The following is a 20216-nucleotide window of genomic DNA, read 5'->3' as shown; positions in this document are numbered from 1 at the left end:
GTTTTTTATGTTTCTAAATTAGTACCAATTCATTAAAGACACGCCCAAGCCCACATAAGTCGCTCGGTGGTTATAATCAATTAAGCTTTCGCCATAACCATCAAACAACTGGAAATGGCCACGCAACTTCCCTGAAATAGGAAAAGCCCAGTCAAACTGTGCAGCACCGCGCGAGTCATCGCCACCTTTTAAACTATGGCGTAGCATGAGTGAAAAATCATGTTCATTCCAACGGTAGAATGCTGTTAAATCGCCCCGTCCGACATAATCCTTAATATCAGGGTTATTATCATCACCTGCATCTTCATCTAGACGGTACCAAGGGCGCAGCATGAGCGCAAAGTTGTCTCTTTCAAAACCCACATTCAACATGACACGGTTCCAACTACGCGACAGCGGATCGGAACGACCATTAGACTGGTGGTTGAAAGTTAATCCCAGTAAGCGACCATTTAAACCCAACAGTTCATAATTGGTACGGAAAACCAAACTGGCTTCAGGCTCATAGTTGGTTTCACGGAACGGACGTGATTCTTCACCGTTATACACCTGCCAACGAGAAGACTGGGTATAACCCAACCAAACATCGCCATTGTCTCCAAATAAGTTCTCGACTGCTTTGGTTTTTAAAGACAGTTGAAATTTCGCTTCCATCGACTTCAGGTTTTGCTCTCGATCGGCATTTACAGTATTGTTTTCATTTGGGCTCGATGGACGTTCATTTTTATCTGTCGTCCAAAAACCAGGCATTAAGTACACAGGTTGATAAGCACGAATATTCCAAGTCCCTAATTTACTTTCGGGTGAAAGCTCCCAACGGCTATCCATTAAAGATAAATTCGGGGATATTTTAGGACCTTCAGAAGCGAAAACAGAGCTCACACCTTGTGAAATCTTCCCTGTGATATTTTCAGGTTCTGGCGCAATTTCCATGGCTGCACGTTGCTCAGAAACAATGCGCGGCTTTACTGCTTCAGGAATTTTGAATAATGCATCATAACAAGCCAAACGGTCTGCATTAGATGCTAATGCAACACATGCCTCGGCTGTTGCAGGAGTTGCAGGTACTTCGGAAATTTGTGCATGTGTTTTAGCGACACCCAAAGTACTGAGCACAGTCATGCTCAGTACTAAAGTTGAACGCTCAAATGATTTGAACGCCATATGACCCTCTTATTGTTTTACTGAACTTGTTGAATACTAAAACCTAACTCAATTAAAGTATCACGCTTCGCCATAGGTGCAACCACGGCTTTCGTTGGTTTTTGTTCAAGCAAGTATTGTACCGCCACACGTTGCAAGTCCTCTAAACTCACAGCCAAAAGACGGCTACGTAACTGCTTACGGAAGGCTGGTGTACGTGCATGTAAAAGTGCATAACATGCCGTAATCGCTTCACCCGCTGGTGAACCTGGTTTGTCCATACCCGCAATCAAACCTAAAATTGCTTCTTCAAGCTGATGAGGCTTTTGCTCAGTATTGAGCAACCATTGCACACTGGCTTCAAAGTCATTGAAGGTTTCAGCCAAACGCGGGTCACGATAGCTATAGAAGCGGAATGAACATGCATTGCCGTCATAGCTTGCGCCACCACCATAAGCCCCACCTTTTTCACGAATCGCACTGTGTAAGAAACCATTACGCAAGTACGCTGCCAGTACCATTAGCGGTGCAGCATCTGGATGTGACACCTCAACGGCTTGATAAGCCGATGAACAGAATTGAACATTGGCTTGAATTAACCACGCCTCATCTGCATCGGTATCGATCTGCTCAGCCGTTTTCAAACTCACAGTTTGCTCAGGAATGGCTAACTTGTCCCACACATTTTGAACTTCTTCAACCAAACGGTCTGACTGATGTTCTTCACAAACCAGTAAGAACTGTTTTGGTGCTTGTAAAAGTTTCAAATGAATCGCTTTTAATTCATTGATCAAATCATCATAAGCTGCTGCATCTTTTTCAATACGGCTGACTAAATCGCCTAACCAGTTTAATGCACCCAAGCCTGTGTTGTGATAATCACGTTTTGCCAAAGCACTGTGGTTACGTCCTGCAATTTGCATGGCATAACTGTGTCCTGAACCTGACAGACGAGATGCCCAACGCGTTTTACGTTGTTGCAATAACTCAACAATTCGATCTTTTTCGTCAAAACGCAGTTGTTCAAATGCCAGTTTCAACAAAGCGATACTGTCAAAATTACTCACCAACGATTTTGTGGTCAGCGTTAACCATGCACTGATTTGATTTTTGTCATTTACTTGAGAACGTAAAGAGGCACCCATACCTAAACCACCACTCACCGCAGTTTGCAGTTGTTGTAGTTCTAGATAGTCATATTGACCTGCACCAACTTCACCCATCAAAATGGACAGCAAGTTAAAGTAAGGCGACTGCACTACATCTTGCGGAATTTGGATCAGCACTTGATTGTAGTAAATGCCGTTCGTACCTGCATGATAAAGATTTAACGGATAATCGATACGATTTGAGATAATCTCACGCAACTGCCCTTGTACGATTTGCAGTTCAGCAGGCACATCTTCCAAACCCACTTTTGGCAGAAGGTTAAGGTCATCTGGGGTATCTTGACGGACTTTGAGTGCTTCAGTTTGTGCTTCAATTTCTGCTTTTTCAGCGTCTGTTAGCTGCGCACCAATTTCGGCTAAACGTGCTTTTTCTGCCGCCGCTTCCACCGCTGATTTATTGGCATCAGGCACCAACGTCATTTGTACACGGTGCGGGTTATCAATCAAATAGGTTTTGATTAAGTTTGACAACCACATTGGATCTTTCAGTTCTTCTTTTACCGCAGCAATGGCTGAGTCCACATCCCATACAGTGACTGGGTCGCTGTGGTGAATCGCACTGCCCAAACCATTTAAAATCAGGCTTAGACCATAAGGCATGCCGTCGCCATTGATTTCACGTTGGTGCAATTCAATTTGATGTAAAATCGCATCGACCATGTTTTGATCGACAGGTTTTGCAGCAACGTCTTCCAAAACTTTAAACACACCTGCTTTAAACTCAGCTGCATGTTCTGGGTTTGAACCTTGTACACCGCAGTAGAAGGTCATTTCATAGTTAGAATCATCTACACCCATAATCGGGCCAGTAGACTGTGCATAACCACACGTTTCTAAATAATGACGTAATGGAGAAGCCGAGTCTTCTAACAGTATACCTTCTACAAGGCGCATACCTAAGCGTAGTTTGATCTCGCTGGCTTTAGGCAATAACCACGAAATAATGTGATAAGTTTTGTCTTTTAAATCTTCCGCATCTACCGCATAGGTTTCAGTCACTTCTAGTGGCGCAGTCAAACGGCGCTCTTCTTTAGAGAATAGCGTTTCACCTTTTGAAAACTTGGCCAAGGCTAAAGTTTCAAACTGCTCTTGTAGATTGTAAGCAGGTTCATTACCAAAGGTCATGAAAACTGCGTTACTTGGGTGATAATGCGACTTATAGAAATCCACCAACTCAGGGTAAGTCAAGTCTGGAATATCTTTAGGGTCGCCACCTGAGTTGTAGTGGTAAGTGGTTTCAGGAAATAAGTGATGCGCTAACTGATGATACAACTGGTCTGAAGGCGAACTCATAGCCCCTTTCATTTCGTTGAAAACCACACCTTTATAAACAGGCTCACCGTTTTCAAGCTCAATGCGGATTCCTTCTTGGGCAAAATCCAACGGATTCAAATTGGCTGCAAAAGCCGCATCTAAATATACTTCGAGTAAATTTTGGAAATCTTTTTTATTCTGAGTCGCAAATGGATACGCTGTCCAGTCCGCCGCAGTAAAGGCGTTCATAAAAGTATTCAGTGAGCGACGAATCATTAAAAAGAACGGATCACGAACAGGGAATTTTTCCGAACCGCACAGTGCTGTGTGCTCTAAAATATGCGCTTCGCCTTTTGAATCCATAGGTTGGGTGCGAAATGCAACCAAGAATACATTTTCATCATGATTGGTGGCCAAGTGATAATGCACTGCCCCAGTGACTTTATGTTTATATTCAGACACTAAAATGTCTAAAGCTTCAACATGGTGTTGACGTACCAACTGAAACGCAGGATGTACAGTTTGAGAAATGGTTTCAGTGACATCTACAGTCATGTGATCTCCTAACAATAATTAATACACTGCCTGCATTATAGCTTTAGTTGTCAAAAGATTTCACGCTGAAAACCCGAGTAATTTGCTGGAAATTTGAAAAGCATCTCACTGCTTTCCAAATTTCAGTCTTTTTGAGGGAAGCGTTCTCAAAAGTAAAACTAGATGAGATATTTAAAATAATTATAGTTCGGGTGATTTTCCACAAAAACATAGTTTTGCTTTTGATAAAAACTGGCTGCGGACAAATCCGCGGTATTTAAACACAGCGCAGAAAAGTTCGGACGTGCACATTTTTCTAAATGTGCCAACAACTGACGACCCACACCGCTCTTACGGTATTTAGGATGTACATAAAAACGGCGTACGCGCCCAATCCGCGCCTCGATTTCATTTTCACCCCATTGTTGATTTAAACCGCCACAGGCAATTAATTGGTCTTGATCATAAGCCAATAACAACACTTCACCCTTTTGATCAAAACGATTTTTTCCACTTTGATATTCTTCGATCAAGCGGGTCAACGGTTCATATCCTTCTTTTGCTGCGAGTTGTGCCAAAGCTTGTATTTGAGGAGGTAATTGTTCTGCCGCTTGAATTAAAATTTCCATCTAAACTTCCTTGAATATGAGCAAAGCCATTTCACTACATTTGCCACGTAAATAAAATGAATTTTCCTCAACAAACTACAGCAATCTTGAGCATTGGTGTAAAATGTCGCTTTATTTTCAATACGTGACGAAAAAAGACATGGGAACTGTTGATCTTTTTGCAATTGGTAATGCACTAATCGACCAAGAATTTAAAGTCTCTGACGACTTCCTTATTCAACAACATTTGCAAAAAGGCACTATGCAGTTAACTGATGGTGAAACACAAGCAGATCTTTACAAAAAATTAAAAGAAACACAAAGCTATAAAGGTCAGGCTTCAGGTGGTTCAGCAGCCAACACCACCGTTGCTTTTAGTGCCTTGGGTGGTTCAGCATTTTATGCATGCCGCGTGGGTAATGATGAACTAGGGCAAACTTACCTCAATGGTTTACACGAAGCAGGCATTAAAAACACTGAAAAATCAATCAGTGAAGGCGTAACAGGCACGTGTATGGTTTTAGTCAGTGAAGACTCTGAACGCACTATGCATACCTATTTGGGGATCACGGCCGAGTTAACTGAACAACAGATTGACTTTGAACCCTTAAAAACAGCGAAATGGCTCTATATCGAAGGTTATCTTTCAACCAGCGATAGCGCACGTGTAGCTGTCAAGCAGGCTCGTGAAATTGCCAAAGCTCATGGTGTTAAAATTGCATTAACCCTATCTGACCCTGCGATGGTGCAATACGCGCGTCATGGTCTAGATGAAATGATTGCGGATGGTGTGGACTTATTGTTCTGTAATCAGCAAGAAGCCATGATGTACACCGAAACTGAAACAGTTGAGGCGGCTTTAGCAAAACTCAAAACACTGAGCCAGCATGTGGTGATTACGCTTTCGGCGGAAGGTGCACTTATTTCAAATGCACAGGAAACATTTAATGTCGTGGGTCGTAAAGTACACGCTATCGATGCCAATGGTGCAGGTGATGCCTTTGCTGGTGCCTTCCTTTATGCAGTGAATGCGGGCTTAGGCTTACATACAGCTGCGCAACTTGCAATTTTGATTTCAAGTGAAGTGGTGTCACAGTTTGGCCCTCGTTTGGCTGTGGCAAATTACGCTGAATTGTTCCAACAACTGCAAAAGGAATGTGCATGATGCAAAAAATTTGCATGACGGAAGACATCCCAGAACGCGAAGCGCGCTCTTTTGAAACACCTAAAGGGGATACGATTTTTATCACCCAACGTGACGGTGCCTTCTTTGCTTACCAAAACATTTGCCCGCATTTGCAAGTTGAACTTGAATTTTTGGAAAACCAGTTCTTAGACCGCGACCAAGAATTTATTGAATGTTCGACCCATGGTGCGTTGTTTATGGTGGAAACAGGTGAATGCATTTCTGGCCCCTGCCAAGGCGAAGCACTTGAAAAAGTAGCGATTACCGTGCATTCTGACGGTGGGATTTATCTCACAGAAGAATAATGAAATTGGACGTTCACCATGTATGAGTTGCTACATCACCCTGATTTGATGCTCTTTCATTTCAGCTTATTGACTTTAGTCATACTCAGCATGGTGGAAACCTTAGGCTACTTTTTTAAATCTCGCCCAAGTCATTTCCTTAAAAGGCTCTCGCCACAAAAACTGACTGAATCTCCGCTGCTGGACGTTAAGTTTTCTAAAGTACTGATTGTGGTTTTTCTCTTACTTAATTTTAGTGTTGCAGGATATTTCCTTCAGTTCTGCATCTATGCCAAAGAACAAGCCTTTACTTCGGCTTACTATCTAATCTTGCCTGCGCTAATTATTGCAATTTTCTTTACCGTTTTTATGATTCACTGTTTGGATCAAGTTATTAAACCAAGACCGGATAAAAAACAAACCAACTTACTGGGTCGTCTGGCGACCATCTCCAGCGGGAATGCACGTCCTGGTTTTTCGGCTCAAGCTCGCGTTCGCGATGAATATGGTCAACTCCATTATGTGCAAGTTGAACCTGAGTTTGGTGAGCTTGAGTTTCAGTCACAAATTATTCTCATTCGTTTAAAAAAATCGCATTACATAGCAAAAAAAATTTCAAAATCCAATCAACTTTTTAGTGGTGAAAATACGCGCTAAACAAGCACTCAATCTGACCTCGTTTCAACGCTGTACGTCTTTATGAGCAAGTTTAACCTTTGCCATGGCCTTACTACCCTACCAAGATATTGATACAGCGTCAGCCTCCAAAAACGCCTCACAACGCACTGTTTAAATCGAACCCTCTCCTCATCTTCTTGTTCAATCTTTAAAAAGCAATCTTTCATTCATAATCCAGCTTTCTACAATTTAAAAATATTTGCGCAAAATAAGATCAGGATGAGAATTTTACTCCCCGCCTCTGCCTTCAAGCTTATATGACACAATAAAAGACTTTTTAAATATTAATTCGATTTTCAATTCCTAATTTCCTTGTGATGTATGCGACAGATCAAATCATCCATGATTCATATCCGTTAAAATCCATCATTTAAAAGCCCTATCACTTTTATTATCTTAAGACGAATTATCAATAAAATAACGATGAACGTTAAATATAAGCGTTTTAGTCGGATTTAAAATAAATATACACAAGTATTTTAGTCAGGTATTTAAATATAAACATAAGTAATTTGGTCAACTTTAAAATAGAAAAATATTAGTTTATTTTTCACCACATCATTATTTTAAGTGCATGTATTTAAACAACTTAATAATATATTTTTTATTTAAGTTTAAAGACTATTTATCTTTTGTATGTTTTTGTTTAATAATATAAAGCAAGTTAAAAAATAGGCTTTGTGAAATGAGCTTAGTCCCCAAAAATCTCAATCAAAAAGTCACCAGAGAAATTGTGGCCATTTTAATCATTAAGGTGATTATTTTAATGGTCATTAAGAACATCTGGTTTGACGCCCCGACTATTCCTAAAAATTTTGACAATCAAGTTGCTGAGCGTATTGCAGGCAATCCATCCCCAATCAAGGAGACACGTTGATGATATCTGAAAGCGTGGTCGATCTTTCGCGGTTCCAGTTCGCTATGACCGCGATGTATCACTTTATTTTTGTTCCACTTACACTGGGGCTTGCCTTTATTCTTGCCATTATGGAAACCACCTATGTGATTTCAGGTAAAGAAATTTATAAAGACATGACCAAGTTTTGGGGGAAACTCTTCGGTATTAACTTCGCTTTAGGGGTCACTACTGGCTTAACCATGGAGTTCCAGTTCGGGACTAACTGGGCATATTACTCACACTATGTGGGGGATATTTTCGGTGCTCCATTAGCCATTGAAGGATTAATGGCATTCTTCTTAGAATCGACATTCATCGGTCTGTTCTTCTTTGGATGGGATCGCTTATCCAAAGTGCAGCACTTGTGTGTAACATGGCTAGTTGCACTCGGTTCTAATATGTCTGCCTTATGGATTCTGGTTGCAAATGGTTGGATGCAAAACCCTGTCGGTTCTGTATTTAACTATGAAACCATGCGTATGGAACTGGTAGATTTTGGTGCTCTCATTTTTAACCCAGTTGCGCAGGTAAAATTTGTACATACCGTGTCTGCGGGTTATGTGACAGGCGCTATTTTCGTCCTTGCTATTTCAAGCTACTACTTACTGAAAAAACGCGATATTCCTTTTGCGCGTCGTTCATTTGCGATTGCCGCAATTTTTGGTTTAGCTTCAACACTTTCAGTGATTTTACTGGGCGATGAGTCAGGTTATGAACTGGGTGATGTTCAAAAAACTAAACTCGCAGCCATTGAAGCAGAATGGGATACTCACCCTGCACCTGCACCCTTTACTTTGTTTGGTATTCCAAATAAAGAAACCATGACTACAGATTATGCAGTGAAAATTCCATATGTGATGGGTCTTATTGCAACACGTTCTTTAGACAAAGAAGTGACTGGCATTAAAGATTTGATCGTACAACACGAAGATCGTATTCGTAACGGTATGGTGGCTTACTCACAACTGGAAAAACTACGCGCGGGTGATACTTCTCCAGAGCTAAAAGCTGCCTTTGCTGAAACTCAAAAAGACTTGGGCTATGGCTTACTGCTGAAAAAATATACACCAAATGTAGTTGATGCATCTGAAGATCAAATTAAATCTGCTGCAAAAGACACGATTCCGCACGTACCAAGCTTATTCTGGGCATTCCGTGCCATGGTTGTATCTGGTTTCCTTATGCTGTTGTTATTTGCTCTAGCAACCTTTGCTGTGGCAAAACGCAATGCAGAAAACAAACCATGGTTACTGAAGTTCGCACTATTCGCTCTACCTCTGCCATGGATTGCTGCACAAACAGGTTGGTATGTTGCTGAAGTAGGTCGTCAACCGTGGACGATTGGTGAAGTTCTACCTACACACTTGTCAGCATCAAGCTTAAGCACAGGTGATGTATGGGGTTCTATCGCTGCCTTAGCTGCGTTCTATACCGTTCTTTTGATTATTGAAATGTATTTAATGATCAAATTCTCACGTCTTGGTCCAAGTTCGCTTCACACTGGTAAATACCATTTTGAAAAACTTGAAGCAGCTCGTAATGAGGAGACTCAAGCATGATCGAATATGAATTACTCAAAATCATTTGGTGGGTTTTAGTCGGCGTCTTACTGATTGGCTTTGCCCTCACCGATGGCTTCGATATGGGCTCTATGGCGATCATGCCATTTGTGGGCAAAACAGATGAAGAACGCCGTGCGGCTATCAACACCATTGCTCCGCACTGGGATGGTAACCAAGTTTGGTTCATTACTGCTGGCGGTGCATTGTTTGCCGCATGGCCAATGGTTTATGCAACAGCATTCTCAGGCATGTATTGGGCGCTACTGTTGGTACTGTTTGCCCTATTCTTACGACCTGTCGGCTTTGACTACCGCTCTAAACTGCAAAATACCAAATGGCGTACGTCATGGGACTGGGGTTTAGCAGTCGGTGGTGCTGTGCCTGCACTGGTCTTCGGCGTGGCTTTTGGGAACATGTTCTTAGGTGTGCCGTTTAGTTTAGATGACACCGTCCGTTCAACTTATACAGGAAGCTTTTTCGCCCTGCTTAACCCATTTGCTTTAGTCTGCGGCCTAGTTAGTTTATCAATGCTGTGTGCACACGGCGGTGCATGGCTCATGCTTCGTACCGATGGTGACTTACGCAGACGCTCAGCACAAGCAACGAAACTTATGGGCATTGTTTATCTCATCTGTTTCTTAGGTGCTGGTGCTTGGTTGTACTTTGGTGGAATCGAAGGTTATACCTTAGTCACTCCATTTGACACCAACGGTGTTGCTAACCCATTGGCAAAAGAAGTCTTGACCAATGCCAACCATGGCTGGATGAACAACTACTCGACTTACCCAATGACCATGATTGCGCCTATCACAGGTATCTTAGGTGGTTTGATTGTGGTGCTTGCAGCTGGCAAAAACAAAGCGGGCTTTAGCTTCTTAGGTTCGAGTTTAGCGGTCGTGGGTGCAATTTTAACTGCTGGTTTTGCGCTGTTCCCATTCTTAATGCCATCAAGCATTCAACCTGTTGCAAGCTTGACCATGTGGGATGCCGTTTCAAGTAAAACGACGTTAACTGTAATGACCGTTGCAGCCTGTATCTTTGTCCCACTCATTTTGTGCTATACCACCTGGTGTTATTACAAAATGTGGGGTGTTATTACCAACACACACATTAAAGAGAATTCACACAGCCTTTACTAAGGCTGTGTCTAAGGAGATCAAATTATGTGGTATTTTGCATGGATTCTCGGCATTTTGATGGCTTGCTTTGCAGGTGTACTCAGTGCTTTGTATATCGAACATCATCAAGACCTTGATGAGGAATAAACCATGACAGACGTTGCTATGGAAAACCAAACTGTAGATAAAAAGCCGAACAAATTTGCGATGCTAATTTCCTGCCTATTGGCCTTTCCACTTGCAGCGGTGTTGTTAGTGCATCCTGCTGCTATGTTGGATGACAATGGTCACTATAGCCACAGTGCGCTGATGTATATCATGATTGGTATATCAGGTGGCTTTATCCACGGCGTCGGGTTCGTGCCACGCCACTGGATTTGGAAATGGCTGTTTAGCCCGTTTCTATCGTGGCCACTGATGATCTGGGGTTATTACACTTGGTTCTCCAGTTAAATAAAAAAGCCCTCATTTACTGAGGGCTTTTTTATGGTCCGCTATTAGTGGATTCTACATTTCCGCCATGACGCCAATAATGCCATTAATAATCATATCTACCGCAATCGTTCCAATCAGTAAGGCCGACAGTCGTCCGACAATATCAACATAACGGTCAATATATTTGGCATGCTTATAACGCAAATGGTCATGCGCAAATTTCATTAAAATCATCAAGCCACAGGTCAACGCCAAAGTCAGGAAAATAATCATGGCCGCACCACTGATTGGCAGTGCCATACCTGTCACCACAGCAGCACTGATAGTTCCGGGACCAATCATAAAAGGCATAGCAATAGTTCCCGCCAAATGCTCAGGCGCACCACGCATTTCACCAATGGTATCTGCCCCCTGAAACACGTAGCGATAACCAATCACCAAGAAGATCAGACCACCAAATATTTGAAAGGCTTCAAAGCGTACATTTAAATATTTACTAAAAATCGCTTCTCCGCCCCATGCAAACAGCATAAATACTATAAAGGCAATGAGACAGCCCTGAATCAAGGCCTTATTAAACACTTTAGCTTCGGAGTTCCGAATCATGCCAATCATGTAAATACTCATTAAAAACGGATTCAGCAATGAGAAAAACAAAGCAAAAGCATGTAAATATGAGGTCAACATGGTTCCTCCTAATTATCCTTGAGGGTCTGGAAATAAGGGACGATTCCCCGGACTGATTCGATTGATATGTAAGAAGGTCATGTGGCGTTCATAACGATCCAGCACATCATTAATCACTTGCTCTTTGGTGTAACCGACTAGGTCGTTGCCTTGAGAACCTTCATACAAATAAGTTTCAAGACGGTAATAGAAGCGCTTACCCAGTTTGCCGCGTTCACTAAAGGTCGGCGCGATATAACGTACTGGCCAAATTTGATAGACAAAGTTTTGTTCTTCTTCCAAATGAATCATCAAATCTAAATGATACAGATTTGGGTCTTCTTCAAGCGCACTCTCTTGAACACTGATGTCGATACCTCGTTTTTGCATTTCCTCTGCAACCGCCATCACAGCCGGTCGGCAAATGTCATCGAGCATACGCCGAGTATCGGTTGTTCCTGGATGGTGCATGACTCGGGACAAACGCTTTTTCCAGTTGAGGATGTCGACATTGCCCACCACGGGTGCGGCATTTAAACTGCTACTAGCTTGTCGATAGTCTTCTAAACGCAATGACTTATACAAACCTGCCATGACCAAGAACATCACAAAACTAAACGGCAACCCCATAATAATCGTGGCATTTTGTAGTGCCGTAATCCCGTTAGCCATCAACATTGCAAGGGTCAATAAACCAATCGCTATGGCCCAAAATACGCTCAACCATCGCGGTGCATCATGATCAACATTGGTAAATTGAGTGGTGAAATTACCCAATACCAATGCACCAGAGTCCGCCGAGGTCACATAAAATAGTAAGCCTGTAATTGTGGCTACCCCTGCAATAAACGGAAACCATGGATACTGAGCCAGCAAGTCATAAAAACCATGCGCAGGATTTGCAATCACACTCTGTGCGAGAGCTAAATTACCATCAAAAATCACACTATGTAGTGCACTATTTCCAAAAATTGATAACCACGTGAGTGTGAAAAATAAAGGAATAATGAGCGTACCACTAACAAATTCACGAATGGTTCGACCACGTGAAATCCGTGCTAAAAATAAACCTACAAATGGTGACCAAGCCACCCACCATGCCCAAAAGAACAATGTCCAACTGTTCATCCATTCTTTCGGTTGTTGAAAGGCAAAACTTTCCAAAGTCATACTTGGAAAACGGTTAATGTAGTCCCCAATATTTTGCACAAAAGTATTCAATAGAAATTCGGTATTGCCTAAAAACAAAATAAATAGCATCAAACCAACAGAGACATAAATATTGATTTCGGAGAGAACTCGCAGTCCCTTATTCACCCCTGAAGTCACTGAAATAATCGTCATTACCACCGCGACCACAATTAATGCGGTTTGCATCCAGAGGTTTTCAGGTAAATCGAACAACACATGCAAGCCATAGTTCAGCTGTACTACCCCAATCCCGCAGGTTGTGGCAATACCAAAGATAGTACCGATGACCGCTGCGGTATCGACACTATGACCGATCGGCCCATGAATCTTATTGCCAAAGATCGGATATAAAGCAGAGCGAATAGTCAGTGGTAAGTTATAGCGATAACTAAAATATCCCAATGCCATGCCAATCAAGGCATACATACACCACCCAGTTAGACCATAGTGAAACAGGGTCCACACCATGCCTTGACGTGCAGCCTCTAGGGTCTGCCCCTCACCTACGGGTGGATGCATATAGTGGGATAAAGGTTCCGCCACCGAGAAAAACATCAAATCGATGCCAATCCCAGCTGAGAACAACATTGCAGACCAACTTAAAAGGCTAAATTCTGGCTTGGAATGTTTGGGGCCTAATTTAATGTTGCCATAGCGAGAACAGGCAATGAAAATCACAAAGACCATATACAAAGTCGCTGCGAGTAAGTAATACCAACTAAAGGTTGAACTTACCCACGCCAAGACTGTATTTAAGGTTCGGTTAGCAAAGTCATTAAACAAAATGGTGGTAAGAGAAAAAATTAAAATAATGAGAGCTGAAATATAAAAGACCACACCATTTAAACGGTCTTTAGGCGCTAATGTTTGATCATCAACTGCTCTTGGATTATCTGTTGCCATACAATCCTCAAGAAAGTAAATAAAAAAGACAAAAGCCAATTTTTAAACTTCTCGTGATCGAGAGCTTAAAAATCGACTAACGAAAACGACAGTATTTTTATCAGAAATAAAAACGCTATCTTCTTTAAACCTGAAGGTCTAAATCATTTATGAGGTGCATTTGCTACACAGGCTTAAAATGTGAGCCACCCTTATTCATCGATATTTCGATAGGAATCTTACACATATCCCCCTTCAACATGACTATAAGAGCTTTCTCAACTCGAAAAAAGTATAAAACCGTAAGCTCATAGCTCATCAACTCACTTTTCTGAATGATGTTCTGAGATTAAACTTTTATGACACATCCTTTTGATAAATAAAACTTTATGTCGGATACTCAAAGCAATTTAGCAGTATTTTGCTTTGAATTTAACCATAAGTGTACTTTTTATTGATTGAACGTTCAATCAATAAAAAGTATCATAAAAAAATGCTATGATGCTTTCCATGTAAGTTATTGAATCTAACGCCTTTAAATTTAAGGCAAATTGTTCTGGATTGTCATGAATAAACGTAGAGTAAAACCTGAGCATGAGCGCCGTAAAGAAATCATTAATGCTGCCTATGCAGTCATTTATGAAGTGGGCTTATCCAACACCACCATGGCTCAAATTGCGAAAAAAGCACAGCTTTCTACGGGCATTGTGAGTCATTATTTTGGCGATAAACAAGGCCTCATTCACAGTTGCATGCGTCAAATGCTCAATGTCTTAGCCGAGACCACGGCAAGCTATAAGGCAAAGGTGGTGCAGCCCAGTCCAGAACATTCGCTCAAAGCCATTATTGATGCCAACTTTGACATCAGCCAGGTCAACAACACTGCTATGCGGGTTTGGCTGGATTTTTGGTCTGCCAGTATGCACCTACCCGACTTAGGTCGACTGCAACGAATTAATGACCAACGTCTTTATTCAAATTTGAAGTTTCATTTCTTGCAGCTCATGCCAAAGGCCCAAGCAAGCCAAGCCGCTAAAGGGCTAGCAGCACTGATTGATGGCTTATGGTTACGTGGAAGTTTAAGTGGTCATCAAGCATTTGATCGTGATTTGGCACGTTCTATTGCATACAACTATGTCGATATGCAACTTCGCTTAATTCAACAGATACGGCAGGAACAACAAAATGAATAATGTACAGCTTCACTCGCTTTATATTCACGGACAATATGTCAATGCCACCAGTGGTCAAAGCTTTGACAGTATCAATCCTGCTACAGGTCAGGTCATTGCCACTATTCAGCAAGCATCCAAAGCTGATGTCGATTCAGCAGTGCAAAGTGCTGTACAAGGGCAGCGAAAATGGGCTGCCAAAACAGCGGTCGAGCGTGCCCGTATTTTACGTCGTGCAGTCGATATTTTACGCGCTCGTAATGACGAATTAGCACGCCTAGAAACACTGGATACAGGTAAAGCGTTCAGTGAAACCTCTACCGTCGATATTGTCACTGGTGCAGATGTTTTAGAGTACTACGCAGGACTTGCAACGGCCATTCAAGGTGAACAAGTGCCGCTACGTGAAAGTAGTTTTTTCTACACGCGCCGTGAACCTTTAGGTGTGGTAGCAGGCATTGGTGCTTGGAATTATCCCATTCAAATTGCACTTTGGAAATCAGCTCCGGCCCTCGCTGCTGGGAATGCCATGATTTTTAAACCGAGCGAAGTGACCCCTCTTACCGCCTTAAAGTTGGCAGAGATCTATACTGAAGCAGGCGTACCTGCTGGGGTTTTCAACGTTGTACAAGGTTTTGGTGCTGAAGTGGGTCAATGGTTGACTGAACACCCAGATATTCAAAAAATTTCATTCACAGGTGGTGTGGCAACGGGTAAAAAGGTCATGGCCAGTGCTGCGGCTTCTAGTCTCAAAGAAGTTACCATGGAGCTCGGTGGCAAGTCACCTCTGATTATTTGTGCCGATGCCAACCTTGATCGCGCAGCCGATATTGCGGTGATGGCGAACTTCTTTAGCTCAGGTCAAGTATGTACCAATGGCACCCGTGTGTTTGTACCACAAACCCTCAAGGCTTCATTTGAACAAGCAGTGATTGAGCGTGTAAAACGTATCCGTATGGGTGACCCTATGCAGGCTGAAACCAACTTTGGACCTTTAGTCAGCTTTCCGCATATGGAAAAAGTCTTGTCGTATATTGAGTCAGGCAAACAACAAGGTGCGACCTTATTGATTGGTGGACAACGTGCCACCGAAGCAGCACTTGCTCAGGGTGCATATGTATTACCGACCGTGTTCACCAACTGTCATGACGACATGCACATTGTGCAAGATGAAATCTTTGGTCCGGTGATGAGCATTTTAAGCTATGACAGTATTGAAGAAGCCATTCAACGTGCCAACAACACCAGTTATGGTTTAGCCGCAGGTGTGGTCACACAAGATATTTCCCAAGCACATCGCATTATTCATCAGCTTGAGGCAGGTATTTGCTGGATCAATACATGGGGCGAATCCCCTGCTGAAATGCCTGTAGGTGGTTATAAACAGTCAGGGGTCGGACGTGAAAATGGCATCACCACACTTGAACACTATACCCACATCAAATCGGTTCAAGTTGAACTGGGTGAATACCAAAGTATTTTTTAAAGTCTGAATTTTAACTATCTAAATCCTTACTCCATTTTTATTTATTCTTTTTTCATCCTCAACTCAACATGTGGCCACGTTCTCATGCAACGTGGCCCTGCCATAGAAAAAGGATCATTATGCATTCTCAACACTACGATTATATTATTATTGGCGCAGGTTCAGCAGGTAATGTACTGGCTGCTCGCTTAACCGAAGACCCCGATGTTTCAGTACTGTTACTCGAAGCGGGTGGACCTGATTATCGTCTCGACTTTCGTACTCAAATGCCTGCAGCTTTGGCTTATCCTCTGCAAGGGCGTCGTTATAACTGGGCATATTTAACTGACCCAGAACCCCACATGAACAACCGTCGTATGGAATGTGGTCGCGGCAAAGGCCTAGGTGGTTCGTCCCTCATTAATGGTATGTGTTATATCCGTGGAAATGCCATGGATTTAGAACAATGGGCCAGCCTTAAAGGTCTTGAAAATTGGAGCTATGCGGACTGCTTGCCTTACTACAAAAAAGCTGAAACCCGTGATATTGGTGGCAATGATTATCATGGCGATGCTGGCCCTGTTTCTGTCGCCACGCCTAAATCAGACAACAATATTTTATTCAATGCCATGGTTGAAGCTGGTGTGCAAGCAGGCTATCCACGCACCGATGACTTAAATGGTTATCAACAAGAAGGTTTCGGTCCAATGGATCGAACCGTGACCCCCAAAGGTCGACGCTCAAGCACTGCACGTGGCTATTTAGATATGGCCAAAGGTCGAGCGAATCTAACCATTATTACCCATGCCATGACCAATCAAATTTTGTTCAGTGGCAAACAAGCGATTGGTGTTGAATATATTCAAGGTGCTAATCAAAACAACTTGCTTCAGGTCTATGCCGATAAGGAAGTTTTACTCTGTGCAGGGGCAATTGCATCACCGCAAATTTTGCAACGTTCGGGTGTTGGTTCAAGTACTTTACTTCAGTCTCTCGACATTCCAGTCGTGCATGACTTACCGGGTGTCGGTGAAAACCTGCAAGACCATTTAGAAATGTACTTACAATATAAGTGTAAGCAACCTGTTTCTCTCTACCCTGCTTTAAAATGGCAAAATCAACCTGCAATTGGTGCAGAGTGGTTGTTTAACGGAACAGGGATTGGAGCAAGCAACCAGTTTGAAGCAGGTGGCTTTATTCGATCATCTAAAGAGTTTGCTTGGCCAAATATTCAATACCACTTCTTGCCTGTTGCAATTAACTATAATGGCAGTAATGCAGTCAAAGAGCATGGATTCCAAGCCCATGTCGGTTCGATGCGCTCGCCTTCACGCGGTCGAGTACAGGTGACATCTAAAAATCCTTTCGACCATCCAAGTATTTTATTTAACTACATGTCGACAGAACAAGACTGGCAGGAATTTCGTGATGCCATCCGTATTACTCGCGAAATCATGCAGCAACCTGCGCTTGATCCTTACCGTGGCGAAGAAATCAGTCCCGGAAAAGATGTGAGTAGCGATGCTGAATTAGACGAATTTGTACGCAATCACGCCGAAACGGCTTATCATCCATCCTGTAGTTGTAAAATGGGTGAAGATGATATGGCGGTAGTTGATGGACAAGGTCGCGTGCATGGCCTGCAAAGTTTACGTGTGGTGGATGCATCAATTATGCCGCTGATTATCACGGGTAACTTAAATGCAACCACTATTATGATGGCTGAAAAAATCGCGGATCAAATCCGTGGCCGCCCAGCCCTACCTCGCTCTCATGCACCTTTTTATCAAGCTGAAACTGAATAATTTTTAATAGCTCAGCGCCTGACTTTAATTATCTTTAAAATAATAAGGTCAGGTGATTATTCATTTTTTCTTAAACAACAGTGCTGCGTTTTGTATAGACAGTGCTATTCCTATTAACATCCAATTTATACATTTTAGCTTTTAAAAAATTGAATGCCTGTATATATATTCAACATCAATATCTTAAATATCAAATCTTAACAAAAATAAACACCAATAAAAACAATGATTAATCTTATACATCACTCATATTTATAGTTCAATCCAACCCATTTACAATAAAAATTACTAAGTCAATACATATTTAGTCTAAAATATTCATAAATTAGGACTGTGTGATAGGCTCAAAAGTTATATTTTTGTGCGCTTTTCAGCTTTTAAGTATTACTTCAACTATACCAAGCTGGTCATTTATAAGCAGCTCTATCATTCTTCTTATTTTTTTATTCTTTTCGCTATAAAGCGATCCAAAACCTGCTCCCCAAGGTCATAATCGCATGAACAAATTTTTAAAATACCTTTTGGTATTGATCGTACTGCTTATTATTGCAGTCGTAATTTTCTTATTTAGACCCATCACGTCTAAAAAAATTCAAACCACCAGCAATGAGCCTGTTGTTGACGCAGTCTTAGTCGGCGGTGGAATCATGAGTGCAACTTTAGGCACATATCTAAGCGAGCTTGAGCCAAACTGGCAAATTCGCATGTATGAACGCCTAGACAATGTTGCGCAAGAAAGCTCAAACGGCTTCAACAATGCCGGCACAGGCCACTCTGGCTTTATGGAAATGAACTATACCTCTGAAAAAGATGGAAAAATGGACATTTCTAAAGCGGTGAACGTTGCGGAACAATTTGAAGTTGCAAAACAGTTCTGGTCTTATCAGGTGAAAGAAGGCGTTTTGGGTCAACCAAATAGCTTTATCAATCCTGTACCGCACATTGCCTTCGTTTGGGGCGATAACGTGAATTTCCTAGAAAAACGTTATGCTGCAATGGTTAAAAACCCAATGTTCTATGGCATGAAATTCTCTGAGAATCCTGCTGAAATTAAACAATGGGCGCCATTGGTAATGAATGGCCGTGATGCTGCACAAAAAGTAGCCGCAACACGCATGGATGTCGGTTCGGATGTGAACTATGGTTCGATCACCACTCAATTGGTCGATCACCTTAAAAAACAATCTAACTTCAAACTACAAACATCGACTGAAGTGACTGGCATTAGCCAAAACGATGATAAAACGTGGACCGTTGCATTTAAAAACCTCACTACAGGTAAAACAGATCACGTGAAAACGCGCTTTGTCTTCATTGGTGCAGGCGGTGCAGCGGTTAAACTTTTACAAATGACAGGCTTACCAGAAGCGAAGCAATATGCTGGCTTCCCTGTAGGTGGCGTGTTCTTAATGACCGACAACCCGAAAGTCACTGAAGGTCATACTGCAAAAGTTTATGGTCGTGCTGAATTAGGCGCACCCCCAATGTCTGTTCCACATATTGATACACGTTATATCGACGGTAAAAAATATGTGTTGTTTGGTCCATTTGCGACTTATTCAAATAAGTTCTTAAAACAAGGTTCTCAGCTTGATTTATTGAAATCAACCACGAAGAACAACGTTTTACCAATGACTGCTGTGGGTATGGAAAATCTTGATTTGGTCAAATACTTAGTTAGCCAAGTAATGATGACCGATGCTGACCGTTTTAATGAGTTGAAAAAATATTACCCTGATGCAAAACCAGAAGACTGGCGCATGAATCAAGGTGGTCAACGTGTTCAAATCATTAAGAAAGAACCAGGTAAACCTGCAAGCTTGCAATTTGGTACCGAGATTTTTGCGTCACAAGACGGTGCTGTGACTGCCCTATTAGGTGCTTCACCAGGTGCTTCAACTTCTCCTTATATTATGTTGAGCTTGCTTGAGAAAGCATTCCCACAACACGTAGAAGGTAAATGGAATCCGAAATTACATGAAATTGTAAAATCGTACCAACAAGAACTTAGCACTAATCCTGTTCTTCTTGACCAAGTTCGCCAGTACACCAGCACAACACTAGGTTTGAAATACACACCTATGGCTAAGGCTGCAAATGACGAAACTATTGCGGTAGCAAAAGCACAGTAATCTGCTTTAAACCCTAAAAAGGATGGACTTTGCA

Annotated in this window: 17 protein-coding genes; 12 read left to right on the top strand and 5 right to left on the bottom strand. The window is 42.1% G+C overall.

Going from position 1 to position 20216, the window contains the following annotated elements:
• Positions 1-18: 18 nt before the first annotated feature.
• From AC4CU3_RS16090 to AC4CU3_RS16080, 3 genes are all read right to left on the bottom strand, one after another.
• A complete protein-coding gene (locus tag AC4CU3_RS16090; protein ID WP_279043885.1) occupies positions 19-1164 on the bottom strand; it encodes a phospholipase A in 1146 nt (381 codons plus the stop codon).
• A gap of 17 nt (positions 1165-1181) precedes the next feature.
• The gene (locus AC4CU3_RS16085) at positions 1182-4121 is read right to left on the bottom strand and encodes an insulinase family protein (protein WP_279043886.1); all 2940 of its coding nucleotides are present in this window, start codon (positions 4119-4121) and stop codon (positions 1182-1184) included.
• A gap of 158 nt (positions 4122-4279) precedes the next feature.
• A complete protein-coding gene (locus AC4CU3_RS16080; RefSeq protein WP_004696669.1) occupies positions 4280-4729 on the bottom strand; it encodes a GNAT family N-acetyltransferase in 450 nt (149 codons plus the stop codon).
• Positions 4730-4868: 139 nt separating this feature from the next.
• On the opposite strand from AC4CU3_RS16080, the gene AC4CU3_RS16075 reads away from it, so the two are divergent.
• The 8 genes from AC4CU3_RS16075 (at position 4869) to AC4CU3_RS16040 (ending at position 10887) form a co-directional block, all read left to right on the top strand.
• Complete coding sequence (locus tag AC4CU3_RS16075) at positions 4869-5873, top strand: adenosine kinase (RefSeq protein ID WP_279043887.1); 1005 nt, start codon at positions 4869-4871, stop codon at positions 5871-5873.
• A gap of 14 nt (positions 5874-5887) precedes the next feature.
• Positions 5888-6199 (top strand): Rieske (2Fe-2S) protein, encoded by a 312-nt coding sequence (locus AC4CU3_RS16070; protein ID WP_010326961.1) that lies wholly within the window; start codon positions 5888-5890, stop codon positions 6197-6199.
• 18 nt (positions 6200-6217) lie between these two features.
• Positions 6218-6835 (top strand): OB-fold-containig protein, encoded by a 618-nt coding sequence (locus AC4CU3_RS16065; protein ID WP_148825878.1) that lies wholly within the window; start codon positions 6218-6220, stop codon positions 6833-6835.
• A gap of 706 nt (positions 6836-7541) precedes the next feature.
• Positions 7542-7733: a cytochrome oxidase putative small subunit CydP gene (gene cydP / locus AC4CU3_RS16060; protein ID WP_004696660.1), complete on the top strand. Its 192-nt coding sequence runs from the start codon at positions 7542-7544 to the stop codon at positions 7731-7733.
• Complete coding sequence (locus tag AC4CU3_RS16055; RefSeq protein WP_004696658.1) at positions 7733-9313, top strand: cytochrome ubiquinol oxidase subunit I; 1581 nt, start codon at positions 7733-7735, stop codon at positions 9311-9313. Before cydP ends, AC4CU3_RS16055 begins: the two co-directional genes overlap by 1 nt.
• Entirely contained in the window at positions 9310-10455 is a 1146-nt protein-coding gene (gene cydB / locus AC4CU3_RS16050; protein ID WP_279044130.1) for a cytochrome d ubiquinol oxidase subunit II, read from the top strand. Before AC4CU3_RS16055 ends, cydB begins: the two co-directional genes overlap by 4 nt.
• A gap of 24 nt (positions 10456-10479) precedes the next feature.
• On the top strand, positions 10480-10581 hold the full coding sequence (cydX, locus tag AC4CU3_RS16045; protein ID WP_002120988.1) for a cytochrome bd-I oxidase subunit CydX: 102 nt from the start codon (positions 10480-10482) through the stop codon (positions 10579-10581).
• Positions 10582-10584: 3 nt separating this feature from the next.
• Positions 10585-10887 carry a cyd operon YbgE family protein gene (locus AC4CU3_RS16040; RefSeq protein ID WP_279044132.1) on the top strand — a complete coding sequence of 101 codons (303 nt, stop codon included), beginning with the start codon at positions 10585-10587 and terminating at the stop codon, positions 10885-10887.
• A gap of 54 nt (positions 10888-10941) precedes the next feature.
• Here the strand turns inward: AC4CU3_RS16040 and AC4CU3_RS16035 are convergent, their stop codons facing one another.
• On the bottom strand, positions 10942-11556 hold the full coding sequence (locus AC4CU3_RS16035) for a MarC family protein (RefSeq protein WP_004981851.1): 615 nt from the start codon (positions 11554-11556) through the stop codon (positions 10942-10944).
• 12 nt (positions 11557-11568) lie between these two features.
• Complete coding sequence (locus AC4CU3_RS16030) at positions 11569-13629, bottom strand: choline transporter (RefSeq protein ID WP_490738385.1); 2061 nt, start codon at positions 13627-13629, stop codon at positions 11569-11571.
• Between the two features lie 545 nt (positions 13630-14174).
• Here AC4CU3_RS16030 and betI point away from each other — a divergent pair.
• From betI to mqo, 4 genes are all read left to right on the top strand, one after another.
• Positions 14175-14801: a transcriptional regulator BetI gene (gene betI, locus AC4CU3_RS16025; RefSeq protein ID WP_279044136.1), complete on the top strand. Its 627-nt coding sequence runs from the start codon at positions 14175-14177 to the stop codon at positions 14799-14801.
• Entirely contained in the window at positions 14794-16266 is a 1473-nt protein-coding gene (gene betB, locus AC4CU3_RS16020; protein WP_279044137.1) for a betaine-aldehyde dehydrogenase, read from the top strand. Before betI ends, betB begins: the two co-directional genes overlap by 8 nt.
• A gap of 119 nt (positions 16267-16385) precedes the next feature.
• Positions 16386-18050 (top strand): choline dehydrogenase, encoded by a 1665-nt coding sequence (gene betA / locus AC4CU3_RS16015; RefSeq protein ID WP_279044139.1) that lies wholly within the window; start codon positions 16386-16388, stop codon positions 18048-18050.
• Between the two features lie 497 nt (positions 18051-18547).
• A complete protein-coding gene (gene mqo, locus AC4CU3_RS16010; protein ID WP_236770011.1) occupies positions 18548-20182 on the top strand; it encodes a malate dehydrogenase (quinone) in 1635 nt (544 codons plus the stop codon).
• The last annotated feature ends 34 nt before the right edge of the window (positions 20183-20216 follow it).

The sequence above is a fragment of the Acinetobacter sp. 802_lipA genome (genome assembly GCF_058242885.1).
Note: the sequence above shows the minus strand (reverse complement) of the source record. Positions and strands in the feature narration are given on the sequence as shown.

What these genes read in the sequence shown, in the direction of transcription:
- AC4CU3_RS16035 (WP_004981851.1), bottom strand. Translation starts at nt 11,556, where the DNA reads ATGTTGACCTCATATTTACATGCTTTTGCTTTGTTTTTCTCATTGCTG.
- AC4CU3_RS16075 (WP_279043887.1), top strand. Translation starts at nt 4,869, where the DNA reads ATGGGAACTGTTGATCTTTTTGCAATTGGTAATGCACTAATCGACCAA.
- AC4CU3_RS16090 (WP_279043885.1), bottom strand. Translation starts at nt 1,164, where the DNA reads ATGGCGTTCAAATCATTTGAGCGTTCAACTTTAGTACTGAGCATGACT.
- AC4CU3_RS16065 (WP_148825878.1), top strand. Translation starts at nt 6,218, where the DNA reads ATGTATGAGTTGCTACATCACCCTGATTTGATGCTCTTTCATTTCAGC.
- AC4CU3_RS16080 (WP_004696669.1), bottom strand. Translation starts at nt 4,729, where the DNA reads ATGGAAATTTTAATTCAAGCGGCAGAACAATTACCTCCTCAAATACAA.
- betA (WP_279044139.1), top strand. Translation starts at nt 16,386, where the DNA reads ATGCATTCTCAACACTACGATTATATTATTATTGGCGCAGGTTCAGCA.
- AC4CU3_RS16040 (WP_279044132.1), top strand. Translation starts at nt 10,585, where the DNA reads ATGACAGACGTTGCTATGGAAAACCAAACTGTAGATAAAAAGCCGAAC.
- betI (WP_279044136.1), top strand. Translation starts at nt 14,175, where the DNA reads ATGAATAAACGTAGAGTAAAACCTGAGCATGAGCGCCGTAAAGAAATC.
- cydX (WP_002120988.1), top strand. Translation starts at nt 10,480, where the DNA reads ATGTGGTATTTTGCATGGATTCTCGGCATTTTGATGGCTTGCTTTGCA.
- cydP (WP_004696660.1), top strand. Translation starts at nt 7,542, where the DNA reads ATGAGCTTAGTCCCCAAAAATCTCAATCAAAAAGTCACCAGAGAAATT.
- cydB (WP_279044130.1), top strand. Translation starts at nt 9,310, where the DNA reads ATGATCGAATATGAATTACTCAAAATCATTTGGTGGGTTTTAGTCGGC.
- AC4CU3_RS16085 (WP_279043886.1), bottom strand. Translation starts at nt 4,121, where the DNA reads ATGACTGTAGATGTCACTGAAACCATTTCTCAAACTGTACATCCTGCG.
- mqo (WP_236770011.1), top strand. Translation starts at nt 18,548, where the DNA reads ATGAACAAATTTTTAAAATACCTTTTGGTATTGATCGTACTGCTTATT.
- AC4CU3_RS16055 (WP_004696658.1), top strand. Translation starts at nt 7,733, where the DNA reads ATGATATCTGAAAGCGTGGTCGATCTTTCGCGGTTCCAGTTCGCTATG.
- AC4CU3_RS16030 (WP_490738385.1), bottom strand. Translation starts at nt 13,629, where the DNA reads ATGGCAACAGATAATCCAAGAGCAGTTGATGATCAAACATTAGCGCCT.
- AC4CU3_RS16070 (WP_010326961.1), top strand. Translation starts at nt 5,888, where the DNA reads ATGACGGAAGACATCCCAGAACGCGAAGCGCGCTCTTTTGAAACACCT.
- betB (WP_279044137.1), top strand. Translation starts at nt 14,794, where the DNA reads ATGAATAATGTACAGCTTCACTCGCTTTATATTCACGGACAATATGTC.